The following is an 18362-nucleotide window of genomic DNA, read 5'->3' as shown; positions in this document are numbered from 1 at the left end:
CCGGGTCGCGCCGGGTCACGGACGGTGCGTGGCCGGGCTCCACTCGACGCGGTAGTGCTTCAGCCGGTGATCCACGGCGACCACCTGCATCCCGGCCGACACCATCACGCGGTGCGACCCGATGTTGTCGAGATCGGCGTCGCCGTTCACCGCGAGGACCCCTTGCGAGCGTGCGAAGGCCAGCAGGGCCCGCAGGGCCTCGGAGGCGAATCCGCTTCCCCGCGCCGAGCGGACCAGACCGTACCCCACGGTGACCTGGCCGGCGGCGTCCGGCCTGCCATGGAAGCCGACACCACCGATCGTGACCCCGTCCGCGCGGCGGCGTATCTCGTAGGGCCCGAACGGCTGGGAGTCGCCGGGGCCTGCGCAGGTCTCCAGGAACCGGCGGGCGGCGGCCCGGTCGCCGGCGCTCGGATAGCCCGGCGCCCATCGCGCTCCGGCCGGGGGGCCCTCCGCGGTGCCGTGTTCCACGGCCGTGGCTTCGGCGGCTGTCAGCGGGTGCAGGATCAGCCGGTCGGTCGTGAGGTCATCCATGGCAGCCGGAATACCACCTGGGGTCTGGAGCGCGCACCCGGGTTTCGCCGGCGAGCCGGGTGCCGAGCAGTGTCTCGCGTGTCGTATTAGCATTGCTAACGGGTTGATGTTAGCGTTGTCTCTGCCGGTCCACGGAGGCAACCGGGACCTTTCTGCCCAGGAGGAACGCCATGAGTGAGCAGCGCACCACCGCGACGCGCAAGGTCGCTCTCGTCACCGGAGGCTCACGCGGGATCGGGCGCACGAGCGCCGAACGGCTGGCGGCGGACGGGTGCGCGGTCGTGATCAATTACGCGGGTAACGAGGTCGAGGCGGCAGCGGCGGTGGATGCCATCACCGCCGCGGGCGGGGAGGCCATCGCCTGTCGTGCGGACGTCGCCGACGAGGCGGCCGTGGCCGCGCTCTTCGACGCGGCCGAGGAGGCGTTCGGAGGCGTCGACGTGGTCGTCCACGCCGCTGGGGTGATGACCCTCGCGCCCTTGGCCGACCTCGAGCTCGAGGCCTTCGACCGCATGCACCGCACCAATGTCCGGGGCACGTTCGTCGTCGATCAGCAGGCGGCCCGCCGTCTGCGTGACGGGGGAGCGATCATCAACTTCTCGAGTTCGGTGCTGGGGCTCTCCCTGCCCGGCTACAGCGCCTACGCGGCCACCAAGGGAGCCGTGGAGGCGATGACGCTGATCCTTGCCCGGGAGTTGCGGAGCCGGGACATCACGGTCAACGCCGTCGCGCCCGGACCGACCGCCACTGCGCTGTTCCTGGACGGCAAGGACGAGGAGTCCATCGCGAAGATGGCGGCCCAGCCGCCGCTCGAGAGGCTCGGCGAGCCGCAGGACATCGCCGAGGTCGTTTCCTTCCTCGCCGGTCCGGCCCGCTGGGTCAACGGCCAGGTGCTACGGGCCAACGGTGGCATCGTCTAGATGTGTCGCCGAGCCGCAAGGGGGTCCGGGCTCCGCGCGGCGGAAGCGGCGCCAACGGGCGGGCGGCCGGACCGGTTCCGTATGCGGGACAGGGGCGGGGCGCGGCGGCCGTGGTGAGTGGAAGGGAGGGTGGGGGCAGGCCCCCCACCCTCCCTCCTCTGTCAGCCGGCGGACTGCCCCGGCCCTCCCTGCTGACCGGCGGACTGCCCCGGCGGAATTCCGTCCGGGCCGAAAGTGCCGGTCAGGGCGGCGGCGATCCGCAGATACGGAGCCGCCTCCGCGTTCCTGCCCTGGCGCTCGAGGGTGCGCCCGAGCATCAGCTGGGCATAGTCCTCGACCGGATTGCGCTTCAGCACCTCGCGCAGTTCCTTCTCCGCCTTCGCGAGTCGCGCCGAGTGGTAATAGGCCCGCGCCAGAAGCAGACGCGGTGCGACCTGCTCCGGAACCTCCTCGACCAACCCGCCGAGGATGCGGGCCGCGGTCAGGTACTCCTTCGCCTCGAAGAACAGCTGGGCCCGGTCCCAGCGGTCGGCAGGGGTACCGAACTCGTAGTAGGTCTCGCTCACTTCTCCTCCTCGTTAACGTCCGGCAGACCTGTCAACCGGGCGGTGTAGTTTAATATTCCACTAAATATTCGGCGTGGAGGTCATCGCTCCACGCCCGCACGGGAATAGGTTGAGGGCCATGAGCAATCTCGATCGCCAGGCCGCGCTCTCCGTCTGTGGTGGCCGGGGCTTCGTCGTCGCCGAACCGGTGCGTGAACTCCTCGCACCCCGCCGCGTCCAGCTCGGCGAGTCCACCGAGGTCCGCCGGCTGCTGCCCAACCTGGGGCGCCGCATGGTCGGTGCCTGGGCCTTCGTGGACCACTACGGGCCGGACGACATCGCGGACGAGCCCGGAATGCAGGTGCCGCCGCATCCGCACATGGGCCTGCAGACGGTCAGCTGGCTCCACGACGGCGAGGTCCTGCACCGGGACAGCCTGGGCAGCCTCCGGACGATCCGGCCGCGGGAGCTGGGCCTGATGACCTCGGGCCGGGCCATCAGCCACTCCGAGGAGAGCCCGAAGCCGCACGCCAGGCTCCTGCACGGCGCCCAGCTCTGGGTGGCCCTGCCCGACTCCCACCGGAACGTCGAACCGCACTTCCAGCACCACACCGACCTGCCCAGGGTCACGGCGCCCGGCCTCGAGGCCACCGTCATCCTCGGTGAACTCGACGGCGCCAGGTCGCCCGGCACCGCCTACACCCCCATCGTCGGAGCCGACCTGGCCCTGACCCGCGGCGCCGAGGCCCGGCTGCCCCTCGATGCCGACTTCGAGTACGCGGTGCTGGCGATGTCCGGTGAGGCGGAGGTCGACGGCGTTCCCGTGCTCCCCGGATCCATGCTCTACCTCGGCTGCGGCCGGACCGAGCTGCCGCTGCGGGCCGGCTCGGACGCGGGCCTGATGCTGCTCGGCGGCGAGCCGTTCGAGGAGGAGATCGTCATGTGGTGGAACTTCGTGGGGCGCTCGCACCAGGAGATCGCGCAGGCACGTGCGGACTGGATGACCAGCGCACGGTTCGGCCAGGTGCACGGCTACGAGGGGGGCCGCCTGCCCGCCCCCGAACTGCCGCCGGTGGCCCTGAAGCCGCGGGGCAGGGTTCGCTGAGTGAGCCGCGCCGCCGCGGGGGAGGCTGTGCACCTGCCGCCGAGCGACAGCCTGGTGGACCGGCGTGGACCGAGCGCTCGGGCGCTCGCCACGGCCGTCCCTCACGCCCCTCTGCGAGGGGGACCGGCAGCGCTGCGTCGTCGAGGGCTCTGTTCACGCTGCAGGCGGCCGACCGCGAAACGGAACACCGCCCGAAGACGCGTCAGGGAGCACGTCGTGCGGAGGATGCACGGCTCTCGCCCCCTGCGACGGCTCGGCGCGGGGTCGGTCCGCCCGGGCCGTCCGCCGAAGCCTGCGTCGCCCCGCGGTCAGAGGCCGGCGAGCAGGTCGTCGAGCGGGGAGGGAACGTTGCCGGGGTCGAGGGCCTCGACGAGGGCGCGGCCGTAGTGGATCTTGCGTCCCTTCTTGGTGCCGAGGAAGCGCCGCAACTGCTGCTGCGAGGCGCGGCCCTGTTGTGCGGGCTGGCGCAGGAACGTCTGCAGGGCGCGCAGGTCACCCTCTTGGCGGACCAGTTCCTCCACCCGTGGTACGCCCAGTGCGCGGATGAGCTCGTCCTCCAGATCCGCCGCGCAGACGAAGAACTGCTGCCGTTCCACACCTGCCCGCTCCAGGCCGCGGGCGTAGAAGGGACGCTCCGCCTCGTCGCAGAGTCCCGTGAGGAGGAGGTCCAGGCCGTACGGGCCGAGGAGGGGAGCGAAGCGCCCGATGCTCATGGCACCGCCCATCGGCAGGACGCAGACGCCTTCGGAGGCCAGGTCTCGGCCCCGGCTCGTGGCCAGTGCGTCGACCGCGGCGAGGTCGCTCGGGCCTTCGAGCAGGACGGCTGCCCGGACGGGCAGTCGCGCGGCCAGTTCCCGTGCTGCGTCGCCCGGGCCGCCGGCCGCCCACGCGGTCACCGCCTCCCGGAACGCCCCCATGTCACTCATGGGACGAGTCTGCGCCCTTCGCGGGCACGACGGTAAGGAATATCGGCCGGCCTCGGCCAGGCATGCCGTGGCGTCCGCGTGACCTGCGTGCCCGATGTACGTCGTGGCGGCGGTGCGCGACCCCGCGATCCGCGCAGGCGCGGCGCCGGGACCCGCGACCCGGCCGAACACCGGTCGACCCTGGCAGGAGCGGCACGCGGAGCCGGGCGGCACGGTCCGGGAGTCGCGTGGTCGCCCCACCGGGTCCTGGTCGGTGGTCCGTCCGCGAGGACCCGGTGCGTCGGCCGGGGCCCGGTTTCCTGCGACCCGACGGTCTACCGAGGAAGGGCCGCCCTGCCCTTGTGGCGCCGGTCGGCGACCAGCATCAGAGTCAGTCCGGCCACGACCCACACGATGAGGACGAGGAGCGGGTCGGCCGCTCCCTTGCCGTCGAAGAGGGCACTGGCGCGGAGCAGGCTGCCCGAGGCGCCGGGAGGCAGGAGCTGGCCGAGCGTGGACCAGCCGTCGGGCAGCCAGTGCGGCCCTGTGGCGAGCCCCGAGAGGGGATTGCCGAGGAACATCATCACCGCGGAGCCGGCGCCGAGCCCGGCGTAGCCGAAGAGTGACTCGAGGCCCAGGAACGGGACCGCGAGCGCTGCCATGCCCAGTCCCAGACCAAGGCTCGTGATCCAGAAGTTGCCGTCCAGCGTGCCGATCCCGAACTGGAGGACGGCGGTGACCGCCGCTCCGGCGGCCAGGACGAAGGCGAGCACCCCGGCGAGCCGGAGGCGCAACCCCGCGTGGCCCGGGAAGAGCTGCAGCAGGACGACGGCGGGCAGGATGCCGCCGAAGACCATGGGCAGCGCCGCCGAGGCGAGTCCCGCCCCTCGGGGGTCGTCCTCGGGAAGGGGCACCACGTCGCGGACGGTGACCGGGAGGTGCTGACGCTCAGCGAGGGCGTCACCCAACCCGGTGATGGCGCCGGTGACCTGTTGGCCGCCGGCCGTCGCCGTATGGACGGTGACCCCGTCGGGTCCGATGGCGAGGCCGCCCATGGCATCCCGGTCCTCGACGGCGCGGGTCAACGCCTCGGGGCCGGAGTAGACGGTGACGTCCCACGCGTCGTCGGGGAGCTGGTCCCGGAGCGGTTCGACGGCGGACCGCGGCCCGGTGACCCCCAGCGGTACGTGGTGGGGGCCGCCGTTCGCGGACGGGAGGCCGAAGGCGCACAGCATCAAGGTGATCGCCGCCGTCAGGCCGATGACGACGGCGAGGAGCCGTATGAGTTGCCCGCGGCGGTCGTGGGGCGGTGCGGCAGGGGCGGTGGTGGCCGCGTCCTGGACCGTGGTGGCTTCGGTGGCGTCGGAGGGCATGAGATCCGTTTCTCGTCGTACGTACCGCGGCCCGGAGGGAAGGGTGCGGGCAGCCGACGGCGTGAGGAGCGACAGGAGCCCTGCGCCGCAGTGATGTGCCGGACGTGGGTGCGGGGCGCCGGATGCGGACGGCATCCGACGGCTTCACTATATAACTCATCGATTGCTGAGTTCACCTTCTGATGAGTTCATCGAGTGCTGAGTTCATTGAGTGCGGAGTTCGTCGTCCGAGGAGTTGTGGGGGGGGGAAGGCATGATGGGGCAATGAGCGAAGCGACCGACATGAGCGACGGGGGCGGCGTGCGCGCCGTGGAGCCGGCCGAGGGGGCGGAGAAGCACGCGGGAGGCCGTCGTCCCGGTGAGACCCGGACGCGGGAGGCCATCCTGGCGGCCGCTCGCAGGTGCTTCGCCGAGCGTGGCTTCGACGCCACGAGCCTGCGGCGCATCGCGGAGACGGCGGGAGTGGACCAGGCACTCGTGCACCACTTCTACAAGACGAAGGAGAACCTGTTCCTCCAGGCACTGGAGTTGCCGGGGAAGATCCACGAGGCCATCTCGGCCGCGGCGCGTGGAGGCACCGAAGGTGTGGGGGTACGCATGGTCAGGGCCCACATCTCCGTGTGGGACGACGTGTCGGCGCGGCCGGCTCTGATGACCATGATCCGATCGGCGGCCATCCACCGCGTCGCCGCCGCTCGCCTGCGGGACACCGCGAGCGGCCTCCTCGCCGACGCGCTGAGTGAGGTGATCACCGGCGAGGACAAGGATCTCCGGTCGAGCCTCATCGCGACCCAGCTCATCGGACTCGCCCTGATGCGCTACATCCTCCTTCTCGAACCCCTGGCATCCGCCGACGCCGAGACGGTGGCCGGGTACTACGGTCCTGCCCTCCAGGCGATCGTGGAGGGCAGGACGGGCGCGTAGGCGGCCGGCCGCCGAGGAAGGTCTCCGCGAAGCCGACGATCCGGGCGATGCCGCCGGGTTCGCCGGCCGGGTGGCGGAACCATGGCCCCGACCTCGTCGCATCGGGGGCGGACGCCGGTCAGGCGGGATACGCGTGCGTCTGCGCGGCCTTGACCGCGGCCCAGACAGGTGCGCCGGGATGGAGGTCGAGTTCGGCTGCGGCGACGGTCGTCAGGTCGGCGACGAGAGGAAGGGCACCGACGAGGGCGGCGCGGATCTGGTCGCCGTGCGTCTCGAGTCCTGATACCTCGCAGTGCCACAGGTTGCGGGCACTGGTGCCGGTGGGGCGGTCGCGGTACAGGGTGACGGCGCTCGGAGGGAACGCGACGAAGGTGGGACCGGTGAGGTCTTCGGTGGTGGTGATCACGGGCCCGGCCTCCAGCTGCACCGCGTGGCCCTCGGCCTGCCCCCTGTATAGATTCAGGCCGACCAGCTGGGCGATGTAGTCCGTACGCGGACGGCGGGCGATGTCGGAGGGCGTGCCCTCCTGCACGACCCGGCCGTGCTCGATGACGACGAGCCGGTCGGCCAGCACCATCGCGTCCAGCGGGTCGTGCGTGACCAGCACGGCCACCGCCTCGAAATCGGCCAGATGGCGGCGGAGCTGGGTGCGCACCTCGAGGCGGGTGCGGGCGTCGAGCGCGGCGAGCGGCTCGTCGAGGAGCAGCAGCCTGGGGTGCGTCGCCAACGCGCGGGCGAGGGCGACGCGCTGTGCCTGGCCGCCGGAGAGCCGCCGCGGCTTGGCGCCCGCGTGCTCCGCGAGACCCATCCTGTCCAGCCACCGCGCGGCCTGTGCGCGGGCCTCGGCCTTGGACGCGCCCTGGCAGCGGGGGCCGAAAGCGACGTTGTCGAGGGCGGTCAGATGAGGGAAGAGGAGATAGTCCTGGAAGACGACGCCGACCGGGCGGGCCTCGGGCGGTGTCCCGTCCAACGCCGCGCCGTCCAGGCGCAGATGCCCGCCGGTGAGCGGGGAGAGTCCGGCGAGGGCGCGCAAGGCCGTGGTCTTGCCTGCCCCGTTCGGCCCGAGCAGGGCGACGACGTCACCCGGGGCGACGGTCAGCGCCACGTCGAGGCGGAAGTCACCGCGGTCCACGACGAGACGGGCGTCCACGCCCTCACCACGGGCGGGGCCGGTGCCGGCTTCGTGGCCGATGTGGGTCATGGGGCGGTCATCCAGTGGTCGGACGGTCCGGCGGGGACCGTGGGGGACGCGGCTCGGGTCATGACACCGTCATCCAACGGTCCCGCAGACCCGCGAGCACCGCGATGGACACGGCGAGCAGGACGAGACTCAGCGCGACGGCGGCGGCCGGGTCGTCCTGGAGGGCGAGGTAGACGGCCAGCGGCATGGTCTGGGTGCGGCCCGGGAAGTTGCCCGCGAACGTGATCGTCGCGCCGAACTCGCCGAGCGCGCGGGCCCATGCCAGGACGGCACCCGCGGCGATGCCGGGCATGATCAGCGGCAAGGTGACCCGGCGGAACGCGGTGAAGCGGGAGGCGCCCAGGGTCATGGCCGCCTCCTCGAATCGCGGGTCCGCCGCGCGCAACGTGCCCTCCACGCTGATGACGAGGAACGGCATCGCCACGAACGCCTCCGCGATCACGACGCCCGCGGTGGTGAACGGCAGGGTGACCCCGAACCACGAGTCGAGCCACTGCCCGACGACCCCGTTGCGGCCGAGGGCCAGCAGCAGCGCCACACCGCCCACCACCGGGGGCAGGACCAGCGGAAGGGTCACCAGGGCCCGCACGAAACCACGCCCGGGGAAGTCGGCCCGTGCGAGAAGCCACGCCAGAGGCACTCCCAGAACCAGGCTCACAGCGGTGGCCGCGGTCGCGCAGACCAGGGACAACCGGAGGGCGTCCCACACCTCCGGGCTGGTCAGCTGTTCGGGAAGGCTGCGCCATGGGGTTCGTACGAGAAGGGCGACCAGCGGCAGCAGCAGGAACACGAGGCCCGCGACGGCGGGCAGCAGAAGCGGCAGCGGCACCCCGCTCCGCCCACCCGCCCGGACACGCCGGCGCCGCGGCCTGCCGCCACCCGTGAGGGTCCCGGCCGCGGCGCCGGACTCGTTCAGCTCGCTCACGGCTCGATGAATCCGGCCCCGGTCAGGACCTTCCGACCCTCGGAGGAGTGCACGAAGGCGATGAACCCCTTGGCCGCTTCGACGTTGGGCGCGTCCTTGAGGAGAGCGATCGGGTAGTCGTTGACGGCTTCGGCCGATTCGGGGAATTCCACACCCGCCACCTTGTCACCCGCGGCCAACACATCGGTCCTGTAGACGACGGACGCGTCGGCCTCCTTCAGTACCACCTTCGTCAGGGCGCTTTTGACGTCCTGCTCGTAGGAGACGGGGGTGAGCTCCAGCTTCGCGGCGTCGAGGGCCTTCTGCGCCGCGGCACCGCAGGGCACCGACGTGTCGCAGAGCACGACCTTGAGACCGGACCGGGTGAGGTCTTCGAGGGAGGTGACGGAGTCGGGGTTGCCGGGCAGAGTGGCGATCTCCAACTGGTTGCGCGCGAAGGTGGCGGGCGCGCCCGACACGTCACCCGCGTCCGTGACGACGGCCATCGTCTTGGGGCTGGCGGCGGCGAAGACGTCGGCCGGGGCCCCACCGGTGATGCCGGCGGCAAGGGTGTCGCTGCCACCGAAACTGAAGGTGACCTTCGTGCCGGGGTGAGCCCTCTCGAAGTCCCTGCCCAGTGCCGTGAAGCTCTCCTTGAGTGAAGCGGCGGCGAAGACGGTCACCGTGCCGGAGAGCTTCTTCGCCGCGTCCGTGGAGACCGACGGGTCCGACGTGGACGAGGAGTCGCCGGAGGAGGAGCAGGCACTCAACGCCAGCAGTGCGGCTGCGCCCGCACCGGCCGTCTGCAGGATCCGGCGGGCGGAACGGGTCATCACGGGTCCACTCCCTCTGGCTCTTCACAGGAGCCGACTACGAGTCTCGTACGTCTTACGGCCGGACTCCGGCGGCCCGGCCCGTCACGAACGGCGTGCGGTGGCCCGCCGGCCGGCCCGGGGCCCCACTGCGTCGGCAAGGACACTCATCAAGCGGCCGCCGGCACGATCCGGTAGGTGGGCATGTGCTGATCATACTGCCGCAGATTCCAGGGGATAGTCACTTGTCGCATCGCATGAGCCGGGCCAGGAACGGATGAGGTAGGCATGTGCGTTTGTACGGATCTGCCGTCCGGGCGTGCCCCCGCGGGAGGTAGCAGCCCGTGATCCGGCCCATGAACGCCGCCGAGCCCGGTGGCAGAGCTCGGCCTGACCGGCGACCTGGCACGCCCTGCCCGGCTGTGGGTGTGCGACCTGTTCGCCCGGGCCCGGCACCTGGCCCGGACCGGCGTCGACCGTGCCACCGGCAGTGTCCGGCACCACCGCTTCAGGGGGCTTTGCCGCACGACGTCCTGGACGCCGCCGGCCCCGGCTTCGACCGCGCCCGGCGCACGGACCGGCTCAGGTTCCTGCTCGCGGCGACGGGCGCGGACGGCCATCACGTCCTGCTTTCCCGGGCGGAGATCGACCTGGACTTCGAACTGGCTCCCGTCCCTGCCCGCCGCGAGCATCGAGGGCGCTTCCCTCGACCGGGTGGCCCCCGATGTCCTTACTCCGGATCGCTGCGGCTCGAGCACACCGGTGGCATCGACGTCATCCGCGTGGACGGCCGTTGTGCGTCGAGAGAGTGAGCGGGGCGCGGGGCCGGCGGCGAAGGTGCCGTGTGCCGGGCGGCAGTCGGCGAGTCAGGTGCGGTCGATGTGCACGTTGGTCGACTTGACGCGGGCGGTGGCCTCCATACCGACCTCCAGCGCCAGTTCCTCCACGGCCTCACGCGTGAGCAGTGACACCAGCCGGTGAGGCCCCGCCTGAATCTCCACCTGGGCCGCGACGTCGCCCAGCTTCACGGCGGTGACGATGCCCGGAAAGGCGTTGCGCGCGGAGGTGTAGGGGGCTTCGCCCTCTGCGGCGGCCCCGGCGGTTCCGGCGATCTCGACCGAGAAGGCGGCCAGATCCCTGCCGTCGATGAGGCGGCGCCCACTCTCGTCACGACGAGTGGCGACCTTGCCCGCGTCCGCCCATCGGCGTGCCGTGTCCGGGCTCACGCCCAGCAGCCGTGCCGCCTGGCCGATCGTGTAGAACTGCATGCGAGCAAGCTAGGCGTCTTGCCTCGCATATGCAAGCTGATCTGCGCTTCAGTGCCGCAAAAGCGAGCACCCTAGGCTTTCATGTCGTGCGGGACACCCGTAGCTCGGTGAGATACCGCTTGGTCACCCGGCCGCCGTGCCGCCCGTCGATCAGCCCGGCGATGCACCCCAGCAGTCCCTCCTGGGCCTCCGGTGGCAGCGCCCGGTGGCCGGAGTAGGTCCGCAGTACGTCCAGGTACTCCGCCGTGGTGTACGTCAGTTCCCACGTGTGACGCCGGAAGGCGACCGGGCCGTACCGGCCGCTGCGTGCGGCCTCGTCCGCGTGCTCCGAGGTGTCGACGTCTTCGGCGGCAGGTAGCCGCAGCCCCGCCGGGGTGGCCGGATCGAAGCGCTCGTAACAGGCCTGGACCTCGACGAAGAACTCCTCGCTGCCACCCGCCACATGCTGCGTGGCGACCACGGCGAGAGCGCCGTCGGGCCTCAGCGCGTCGGCTGCCCTGACCATCCGCACCGCAGGATCGATCCAGTGGAACGCGGTCGCCGACAGGACGACGTCGAACGGCTCCTTCGGCAGTGCCCAGGTCTCGAAGTCCGCCGTCACGACCTCCACCCCCCCCGAAGCCGGCCAGGTTGCGACGGGCGACGGCGGCCATGTCCGCCCCCAGTTCGACGGCGACGATCCGGCAACCCCGCTCGGCGAGCGGCACGGTCGCCTTGCCGGTGCCCGCCCCCACCTCGAGGACCCGGCAGCCCGGTCCGGTACCGGCCAGTTCGGCGAGGTCGTCGAACAGGGCCCGTGGATATCCGGGACGCGCCCGGTCGTACAACTCCGCGTCCTCGTCGAAGGTCCGGCTCAGTTGGACACGGCGCGTCCCGTCAGGCGTGTCGTCGCGCATGCCGGCAGGCTACCGCCTCTCCGATGGGCAGCCTGGCTGCCCGGCCGGTGCCGCGCCATGCACCGGCCGGCACAGTGGGTCCCGTCGCCGCGGCGCCCGTCGGCACCCACCGGCCGGGCCCCGGCCGGTGGGTGCCGGATCAGGGCAGACGCCGTGCCCGCGGAACGGTGTCGTGGGCGCGGTACGTGCCGGCGGAAGGCGCGGTGCCGTCACCGGGCACCACGCGCACGCCCAGACCGCTCACGCGGTAGATGCAGGTGTCGTCGCCCCAGAGCGATGCCTCCGCCATGGCGTAGGGGCCCCGCGCGTCCGTGCCCGCCTCCAGGACGTCCAGCACCACCCTGATCAGCCGGTTGGCCGGCGTGATCTGCCCCCTGTACCTCCAGGTCATCGCCCGCCCCGGCAGCACCGGCGCGAACCGCGGATGCGGGACACCGGCGGTCATGCCGCGTTCGAGCATGTAGTACTGGAGCAGTTGGCACATGGCCTCGATGCCCAGCGAGCCGGGCTGCACCGGATCCTGGAAGAAGTGTGCTTTGAAGAACCACTCGCCCGCGTCCACGTCCTTCTCCGACCGCAGTCGGCCGAGCCCGGCGCTGCCGCCGTCCGGCCAGTATCCCGTGACCCGGTCGAGCATCAGCAGCATGGGTCCGGGGAGGCCCGACGGGCCTTCGCGGTGAGGCGCGCACCGAGTGGTGAGATCGACGCTGCGGTCGCAGGGAGCCTCGAGGCCGGCCAGGGCCTCGTCCGTGACCGGGAGTCCGGCCTGGTCGTCGAAGGACGAGGGTGGGAAGAAGCCGAACACCGTGGACAATTCGAAGAGCGGTTCGCCGTCAGCCGTGCACCGGACCTCGAACGACTGGATGATCATGTCTCCGACGCGCGAGACACGGCTCAGCGTGGCGTGGGTGCGTACGGTCCGGGTGGCGGGGGTGACCTCGCCGGTGACGGTACCCGTGCCGTCGAGATTGCGGAACAGCAGGTCGGTGCCGGTGGTCAGAGCACTGCCCGCGTAGGAGGCCAACCACCCGCACGGCTGCAGCGCGATCTCCATGAGGACCGCGAACGGCATCGCACCACCGTTGTTCTGCTCGAAGTACCAGGCGGCGCCGGGTACGTCGTACTCGGCGACGACGACGCTGCCCTCCCGCATGCCCCCCTGCGGCCCCTCCACCTCGGCGATGCGGCTCATGAAGTGGTAAGGGGGACCGGGCAGGCGCGCGACCCTGCGGGTGCCGTCGAAGGGCTCGTACGCCGCACCGAACGCCTCGCTCGGCCTGCCCCACGCGCACGCCAGCAACGAGGCGTAGTCGAAAGAGAACCCGTCCACCGTCGCCACCGTCCCGGTCTCCCGGTACCCGGCCAGTCCGCCGAGTGCGGCGAGCGGCACCGGCACACCGCTGCTCCGGACGGCGGGCGGGCCGAGCCGGCGCCAGTGCGACAGCGGCCAGTCGGGGACCAGGCGCAGCGACGCGTTCCGTCCGAGGAACGCCTTGACCCCGTCGACGGTGCCCAGCACGTCGGCGTACAGCGTCGGCAACGGTCCGGCCGAGACCTCGCGCACGAACACCTCGTAGACGATCCGGCGACTGTCCGGGGTCGCCTGGCCCCGGCAACTCGCCGAGCAGGGCGCGTCGTCGACGGGTTCGAAGCGCCAGCCGTCCCTGTCGACCGTGAAGCCCATCGCCACCAGGTAGAACGCCATCGCCTGGAGGCCACCCTGGAGCATCAGGGTGCCTGGCATGCAGGGGTCGTTCTTGAAGTGCCCCGGGAAGAACCAGTCGTCCGGTGAGACGGGAGCCTCGGCGCGCAGGTAGCCGCGGCCCCAGGGGCCGCCGGCCGGGTCGAACGTGGTGACCTCGTGCAGCATCCGCAGCCGGCCGTCGTCGATGCCGGGCGAGCGTACGTGGGCGGCGGTCGTCTCCCAGCCGGGGCCGAAGCAGTCCGCGGGCCGCCCCTCCGCCAGGGCCCGCACGCGTGGTGCGGTGAAGGCGTCCAGCTCGCAGCGCACGGCGGGCGGATCGAGCGGCAGCGCGTCGTCGGGCGGGCAGTCGGCGGGGTCCCAGCACACACCGCCGCTGCCGTCGAGTTCCGCCGGGGTGAAGAACCCGGCCCGGCCCTCGCGGACGCTGAGTTTGAGTTCACCGCCCGCGTAGCAGTCGTAGTGGAAGAAGGACAGCCGGACGCCGCCGTGTTCGGCGTGGCCGTCGACGTGGATCTCGTAGCGCAGTGTCTCCCCGGCCCCGGGCGGGCTGCCGTGGTACGTCAACTCGCAGCCGAGCAGCCGGTAGGCGCGTTCGCCCCGGGTGACGAGGTCGATACCGAGCCAGCTGAGCAGGAGCAGGTCCGCTTGGCCCGCCTCGATCATCAGCGCGGTGGGCATGCGGCCGGTGGCATCCAGGAACCAGCTGTCGGCGCGGACGTCCGTTTCCGTCCAGATCGTTCCCGAGGTACGCACCGGCCCCGGTTCGGCGAGCGCGGCCGGCTCCGCGTCGATGCCGAGGACACGGTCGGTGAACAGCATCGGCGGTGCGGGCATCCGGGTCTGCACGGCGTACGCGTCCTGTGGGGCGAACCGCGGGCCGAACACCGCCGAGATCTCCCGGGAGGCAAGGTGCTCGAGCTGGGCGCGGTCGAACTTCGGCCCCGGCAGCGCATCCTTCGGCGACCCCGGCGCCGGTTCCGGCCGCGAGAGAGGCACGGGCACACGCGGGGCCGGCGATGCGGCCGGAGGTGGTCCGGCCGTGCCAGGGGCGGACGGGGCCGAGGACGGTGACGCGGGGCCGGGCACACGCACCGGGGGCGCGGGTGGCCGACGTACTGCGCCGACGCGTGCCGCAGCGGTGACCGCTTCGGCAGAGATCCGCAGGAACCGCTGATGGGCCTCGGCGTGCCGCGCCGTGATGTCCAGGTGCAGTGCGGTCACCCGGCGGCTCTGCGCGGCCACCAGCTCTCCGACGCTCGTCGGCCACGCCCGCTGATCCGGCTGCGGCTGCGGCTGCCGCGCCACGACACCGGGGGAGCGCATACCGGGGATGTCGGCGGCCTCGGGCCGGACGTCCTCCAGGTCCGGAACAGGCGTCAGCCGGGGTGCCCTGGGCATGACCACGGCGGATGTCTCCAGGGACGACGGCAGGCGAGGAGCACCGGGGACGGCCACCGTGACGGCGGGGGCGGGTCCGGGGACCGGTACGGCGGCGGACCTTAGGCGGCCGAAGAGTTCGTCAGCACGCACGGGCACCCCGGCGACGACGAGTTCGGCCACGGCGAGACAGAGTTGCCGGACTCCTGCGCCCTGCGGAGCGTCCAGGGCGACGGACACGTGCTCCCGGTCGCCGAGCACCCGCCCGATCCAGCCGGTGCACAGCTTGCGCGGCCCGTGCTCGACGAAGATGCGGATGCCGTCGGCCCAGGCCTGTTCGACCGTACCGGCGAAGTCGATCATGCCCATGCCCTGCGCGGTGAGGGCCTCGGCGGCGCGCTCCGACGTCGGCTCGTACGACTGCCGGGTGGCCCCGCTGTAGAACCGGACGCCGGGCACCGCCCTGGTGGGCCGGTGATGGGCCGCGCGCCACCTCTCCCGGACATCGGCCAGCTCCGGCGCGTGGGCGGCCATGTCGTAGTCGATGGCGATGGCGTGGGCGGCACCGAGCCGGGCCACGACGGCCGCGCACGCCCGGGACTCACCGCCGATGACGCAGATGCCGGGAGCGTTCACCGCCATCAGGTGGACGGCCACCTCGTCCGCGAGTTCCCTGCGGATCCTGTCGAGGGGCGCGGTGACGAGGTGGGTCGACCAGCGGGAGCCCCGTACACCCAGGCGCTCCCACACGCGTCGTACCGCCCGGAGCTCACCGGTGAGCTCCGTGGTGAACAGACCGCTGGTGCAGGCGGCCTCGTACAGCCCCGCGGCGTCCGGCCATGCTCCCAGGGCGACCAGCGCGGCCGACTCCCCGGAGGAGTAGCCGATGGCGGCGTCCGGCCGCAGGCCGAGCACCTCCCGGGTGAGCACCGTATGAGCCGTGGCGAGCCCCGCGGCGCCCCAGATCTGGTCCAGCACCCCCCGAGCCGGGCCCGGAGCCGCCCACGCGGCGACGGTCCCGTGCTTCGCCCTGATGCTGTCGCCGAGCGAGGGCAGCGCGAGCATCAGTTCGCGGCCCATGCCCGGGTAGGTGGCCGAGCCGTTGGTGTACACGAACGCGGTCCGCCCCCGCACCGGCTCGTCCCGGTAGCGCACGTCGGCGGGCCGCACCCCGCCTTCCGAGAGCCAGCGGCGGGCGGCCTCCTCACGGGCAGGAAGCCCGGCGTCGTCCTCGACCACGAGCGCCAGCCGCGCCGGCCCGTCCGGGGACTGCACCCCCGACTTCATCGCGGCCAGTACCCCGTCGCGGTCGCGCCCCGAGAAGACGAGCAGCCGCGGAGCCGGCCCGCTCAGCCAGGGCCGGGCGTCACCTGCCCGCAGCCGGACGCCGGCCGCGGGGCCTCCCAGCGGCGTCACGACGGCCGCCGCGGTGCGCGGCAGGGCGCCGGTCTCCGCGAGCTCGCCCTGCCGCGGCACCGCGCGGTGCTGGAGAGCGGTCGCCGCGACTGCGACGGATACCAGCCCCTGGGCCGCGTGGGCGCGGCCGAAGAGCGACGCCGGGTCGAACACGGCGTCGGCGCCGTCACCGATGACCATGTCGGGGGCGTCGGCCGGCTCCTCGTCGAGCAGGGCGATCACGGTGTCACCGTCCCTGCGGGCGGCGTCGAGCGGCTTGAGGACCAGGATCACGGCGGCGTCACCCGGCTCGGTCTCGTGGCCGAGTTCACGCAGAGCGGCCTGCTGCACCGGCTCGCACGACAGATCGGTCGCGCCGACGAGCGCGGCATCGGCCTCGCCCGCCCTGATCGCCCTGGCCGCGACATCCAGCGCCACCAGACCGGAGGCCTCCTCCGCCGACACCGCGAAGGCGGGCCCCGCAAGGTCGAGTTGTGTGCTGATCCGGCTCGCCACGAGGTTGGGCAGGCTGCCGACCACACGCTCCGCGGTCATGGGCGACACAAAGGCGTCCCGGGCGGCGGCGAGCAACTCGGGTCCGGCGCCCGCCCCGGCCTGCTCCAGCCAGTGCGGGAGCCGCAGGCGGACACCGGTGCGGGCCACGTCGGGATCGACACCCATCCCGATGACCACCATGGTCCGCTCGCGGGGCAGCGACAGGCCGCGTACGGCCTCGCGGGCCGCTTCGAACGCGAGGAGCTGGTGGGGCACGGTCTGCCGCAGCGTCAGTGGTGGGAAGCACAGGTCCGTCAGATCCACGCCGATCTCCGTGGCGGGACCACGCCGCTCGCCGGCGAGCACCGCGCGGCGGAAGTCCTCGGTGTCCGCCCCGCCGCCGACCCTGGCACCCAGGGCGACGATCGCCACCGGCGAAGTGCGGCGCACCGGGCCGTCGGAGCCGGTGGGGGACGAGGGCTCGGGCTCCCTGGGGGAGGGCGGAACGCAGGACGCCCGCGTCGAGGTGTCCGCCACCCGGGCGGCCGGGTCCACACGCTGAACCGTGCGGACGGCCGGCACGTGACCGCCGTCGTGGGCGTCCACGATCAGATGGGCGTTCGTCCCGCCGAAGCCGAAGGCGCTCAGGGCCGCCCTGCGCGGCCCCGACCACGGCTCCGGTGCGGTGAGCACCCTGAGCGGTGTGCCGCGCAGTTCCGCCAGGGGGTCCTCGGCGCCGAGCGTCGCCGGCCGGATGCCCGAACGCATCGCACCGAGCACCTTCAGGAGTCCGGCCACGCCCGCCGTGGCGAGCAGGTGCCCCACGTTGGACTTCGCCGAACCGATGGGCACGTCGTCGCCCCGCGCGTAGACCCGGGCCATGGCGCGAGCCTCCACGGCGTCCCCGACCGGAGTTCCCGTGGCGTGGCACTCGACGAGCGACACGGTCCGCGGCGCGATGCCCGCGGACGCGTACGCCAGGCCCATCGCCCGCACCTGTCCCTCCTCGGCCGGGCTGAGCAGACCGCCGCCGCGCCCGTCGTTGGACAGCCCGATGCCGCGGATCACCCCGAGCACGGGCAGGCCGGCGGACAGGGCGTCGGGCAGGCGCATCAGGGCGACGAAGCCCGCGCCCTCACCATGCATCAACCCGTCGGCGTCCCGGGCGAAGGGACGGCTGCGGCCGGTGCGGCTCACCGCGGACAGACCGCAGAACCCCACGTGCAGGTAGAGGTTGTCGACCCGGTTGACCGCTCCGGCCAGCATCAGGTCCGCGCCGCCGTCGTGCAGGCGGTCGCACGCCATCTTGATCGCGTACAGCGAGGAGGCACAGGCGGCGTCGAGCGCCCAGGCACCCGCGCCGAGTCCGAGCGCACGAGCCGCGAGCTGGGCGGGGAGCCCGGACGAGAAGCGGTTGCGCGCGTCGGGCCGGGACCGGCGTTCACCCGTCAGGAGGGCCTCGCGCAGGGAGGGGCGCTGGGCGGACAGCCATACGTGTTCGGCGAAGGCCACACCCGCGGTCGTGGGCAGGGACAGATTGCCCAGCACCAGGCCCGCACGCGGCAGCGGCCCCTCGTGCCCGGCTTCCGCGAGTGCCTGCCGGGCGCCGTACAGCACCCACCGGAAGAGGGGATCCAGTGCCATGACGTCTTCGGGCGGGATCCGGAAAGAGCTCGGATCGAAGACGGACTCGAAGTCGCGTACGTACCCCCCGACATCGGTCCATGTACGGTCCAGATGGTCGTCCACCGACCCCATGGCCCACCGGTGCGGCAACCTCCACCGGCCCTCGGGCACCGCCGTCAGGCTGTCCCGGCCCGCTGCGACGTTGTCCCAGAACGTGTCCGGGTCCAGGGCGTCGGGCAGCACGCAGCCCCGGCCGACGACGGCGATCGGTTCGAATCCCATGCAGGTCTCACTTCATGAGGCGGGCGTGTGCGCCGCCGCGTGCGGTTACAGGTGACGGGTGGCCAGGTCGCCGGAGGAGAGGCGGGGGGCCGGTC

Annotated in this window: 13 protein-coding genes and 1 pseudogene; 4 read left to right on the top strand and 10 right to left on the bottom strand. The window is 72.7% G+C overall.

All coding sequences use genetic code 11. The annotated features are described in order from the left end of the window. Positions 1-15 precede the first annotated feature (15 nt). Positions 16-534: a GNAT family N-acetyltransferase gene (locus QFZ58_RS04375; RefSeq protein WP_307123562.1), complete on the bottom strand. Its 519-nt coding sequence runs from the start codon at positions 532-534 to the stop codon at positions 16-18. A gap of 170 nt (positions 535-704) precedes the next feature. Here QFZ58_RS04375 and QFZ58_RS04370 point away from each other — a divergent pair, with 170 nt between their 5' ends. Further along, on the top strand, positions 705-1454 hold the full coding sequence (locus QFZ58_RS04370; RefSeq protein WP_307123561.1) for an SDR family oxidoreductase: 750 nt from the start codon (positions 705-707) through the stop codon (positions 1452-1454). 161 nt (positions 1455-1615) lie between these two features. Here QFZ58_RS04370 and QFZ58_RS04365 read toward each other — a convergent pair whose 3' ends face one another. Next, positions 1616-2020, bottom strand: coding sequence for a M48 family metallopeptidase (locus tag QFZ58_RS04365; RefSeq protein ID WP_307123560.1), 405 nt, complete (start codon positions 2018-2020; stop codon positions 1616-1618). A 118-nt stretch (positions 2021-2138) separates the two neighbouring features. Here QFZ58_RS04365 and QFZ58_RS04360 point away from each other — a divergent pair, with 118 nt between their 5' ends. Continuing rightward, the gene (locus tag QFZ58_RS04360) at positions 2139-3104 is read left to right on the top strand and encodes a pirin family protein (protein ID WP_307123559.1); all 966 of its coding nucleotides are present in this window, start codon (positions 2139-2141) and stop codon (positions 3102-3104) included. Between the two features lie 308 nt (positions 3105-3412). On the opposite strand, the gene QFZ58_RS04355 is transcribed toward QFZ58_RS04360, so the two are convergent. Both QFZ58_RS04355 and QFZ58_RS04350 read right to left on the bottom strand, forming a co-directional pair. Then, positions 3413-4030, bottom strand: a complete 618-nt coding sequence (locus QFZ58_RS04355) for a TOPRIM nucleotidyl transferase/hydrolase domain-containing protein (RefSeq protein WP_307123558.1) — start codon at positions 4028-4030, stop codon at positions 3413-3415. A gap of 314 nt (positions 4031-4344) precedes the next feature. Next, a complete protein-coding gene (locus QFZ58_RS04350) occupies positions 4345-5382 on the bottom strand; it encodes a hypothetical protein (protein ID WP_307123557.1) in 1038 nt (345 codons plus the stop codon). Between the two features lie 264 nt (positions 5383-5646). Here QFZ58_RS04350 and QFZ58_RS04345 point away from each other — a divergent pair, with 264 nt between their 5' ends. Beyond that, complete coding sequence (locus QFZ58_RS04345; protein ID WP_373428518.1) at positions 5647-6306, top strand: TetR family transcriptional regulator; 660 nt, start codon at positions 5647-5649, stop codon at positions 6304-6306. A gap of 118 nt (positions 6307-6424) precedes the next feature. On the opposite strand, the gene QFZ58_RS04340 is transcribed toward QFZ58_RS04345, so the two are convergent. Genes QFZ58_RS04340 through modA form a run of 3 tightly spaced genes read right to left on the bottom strand, consistent with a single transcriptional unit; the run spans position 6425 to position 9244 of the window. Next, positions 6425-7507, bottom strand: coding sequence for an ABC transporter ATP-binding protein (locus QFZ58_RS04340; protein WP_307123556.1), 1083 nt, complete (start codon positions 7505-7507; stop codon positions 6425-6427). Between the two features lie 58 nt (positions 7508-7565). Further along, positions 7566-8432 carry an ABC transporter permease gene (locus tag QFZ58_RS04335; RefSeq protein ID WP_307123555.1) on the bottom strand — a complete coding sequence of 289 codons (867 nt, stop codon included), beginning with the start codon at positions 8430-8432 and terminating at the stop codon, positions 7566-7568. Further along, positions 8429-9244, bottom strand: coding sequence for a molybdate ABC transporter substrate-binding protein (gene modA, locus QFZ58_RS04330; RefSeq protein WP_307123554.1), 816 nt, complete (start codon positions 9242-9244; stop codon positions 8429-8431). The genes QFZ58_RS04335 and modA overlap by 4 nt, the downstream gene beginning before the upstream one ends. A gap of 497 nt (positions 9245-9741) precedes the next feature. On the opposite strand from modA, the gene QFZ58_RS04325 reads away from it, so the two are divergent. Beyond that, positions 9742-10035 carry a hypothetical protein gene (locus QFZ58_RS04325; protein WP_307123553.1) on the top strand — a complete coding sequence of 98 codons (294 nt, stop codon included), beginning with the start codon at positions 9742-9744 and terminating at the stop codon, positions 10033-10035. A 54-nt stretch (positions 10036-10089) separates the two neighbouring features. Here the strand turns inward: QFZ58_RS04325 and QFZ58_RS04320 are convergent, their stop codons facing one another. The 3 genes and pseudogenes from QFZ58_RS04320 to QFZ58_RS04310 all read right to left on the bottom strand — a co-directional run bounded on the left by QFZ58_RS04320 (position 10090) and on the right by QFZ58_RS04310 (position 18267). Further along, positions 10090-10491 (bottom strand): molybdopterin-binding protein, encoded by a 402-nt coding sequence (locus QFZ58_RS04320; RefSeq protein WP_307123552.1) that lies wholly within the window; start codon positions 10489-10491, stop codon positions 10090-10092. Between the two features lie 79 nt (positions 10492-10570). Then, positions 10571-11387, bottom strand: a pseudogene (locus QFZ58_RS04315) (class I SAM-dependent methyltransferase). Between the two features lie 139 nt (positions 11388-11526). Next, the gene (locus QFZ58_RS04310; protein WP_307123551.1) at positions 11527-18267 is read right to left on the bottom strand and encodes a polyketide synthase; all 6741 of its coding nucleotides are present in this window, start codon (positions 18265-18267) and stop codon (positions 11527-11529) included. Positions 18268-18362 lie beyond the last annotated feature (95 nt).

It is taken from the genome of Streptomyces sp. B1I3 (assembly GCF_030816615.1).
Taxonomy (GTDB): domain Bacteria; phylum Actinomycetota; class Actinomycetes; order Streptomycetales; family Streptomycetaceae; genus Streptomyces.
The sequence above is the reverse complement of the archived record's forward strand: the minus strand, read 5'-3'. Positions and strand labels throughout refer to the sequence as shown.

What these genes read in the sequence shown, in the direction of transcription:
- QFZ58_RS04375 (WP_307123562.1), bottom strand. Translation starts at nt 534, where the DNA reads ATGGATGACCTCACGACCGACCGGCTGATCCTGCACCCGCTGACAGCC.
- QFZ58_RS04370 (WP_307123561.1), top strand. Translation starts at nt 705, where the DNA reads ATGAGTGAGCAGCGCACCACCGCGACGCGCAAGGTCGCTCTCGTCACC.
- QFZ58_RS04360 (WP_307123559.1), top strand. Translation starts at nt 2,139, where the DNA reads ATGAGCAATCTCGATCGCCAGGCCGCGCTCTCCGTCTGTGGTGGCCGG.
- QFZ58_RS04355 (WP_307123558.1), bottom strand. Translation starts at nt 4,030, where the DNA reads ATGAGTGACATGGGGGCGTTCCGGGAGGCGGTGACCGCGTGGGCGGCC.
- QFZ58_RS04350 (WP_307123557.1), bottom strand. Translation starts at nt 5,382, where the DNA reads ATGCCCTCCGACGCCACCGAAGCCACCACGGTCCAGGACGCGGCCACC.
- QFZ58_RS04345 (WP_373428518.1), top strand. Translation starts at nt 5,647, where the DNA reads ATGAGCGAAGCGACCGACATGAGCGACGGGGGCGGCGTGCGCGCCGTG.
- QFZ58_RS04340 (WP_307123556.1), bottom strand. Translation starts at nt 7,507, where the DNA reads ATGACCCACATCGGCCACGAAGCCGGCACCGGCCCCGCCCGTGGTGAG.
- modA (WP_307123554.1), bottom strand. Translation starts at nt 9,244, where the DNA reads ATGACCCGTTCCGCCCGCCGGATCCTGCAGACGGCCGGTGCGGGCGCA.
- QFZ58_RS04320 (WP_307123552.1), bottom strand. Translation starts at nt 10,491, where the DNA reads ATGCAGTTCTACACGATCGGCCAGGCGGCACGGCTGCTGGGCGTGAGC.
- QFZ58_RS04310 (WP_307123551.1), bottom strand. Translation starts at nt 18,267, where the DNA reads ATGGGATTCGAACCGATCGCCGTCGTCGGCCGGGGCTGCGTGCTGCCC.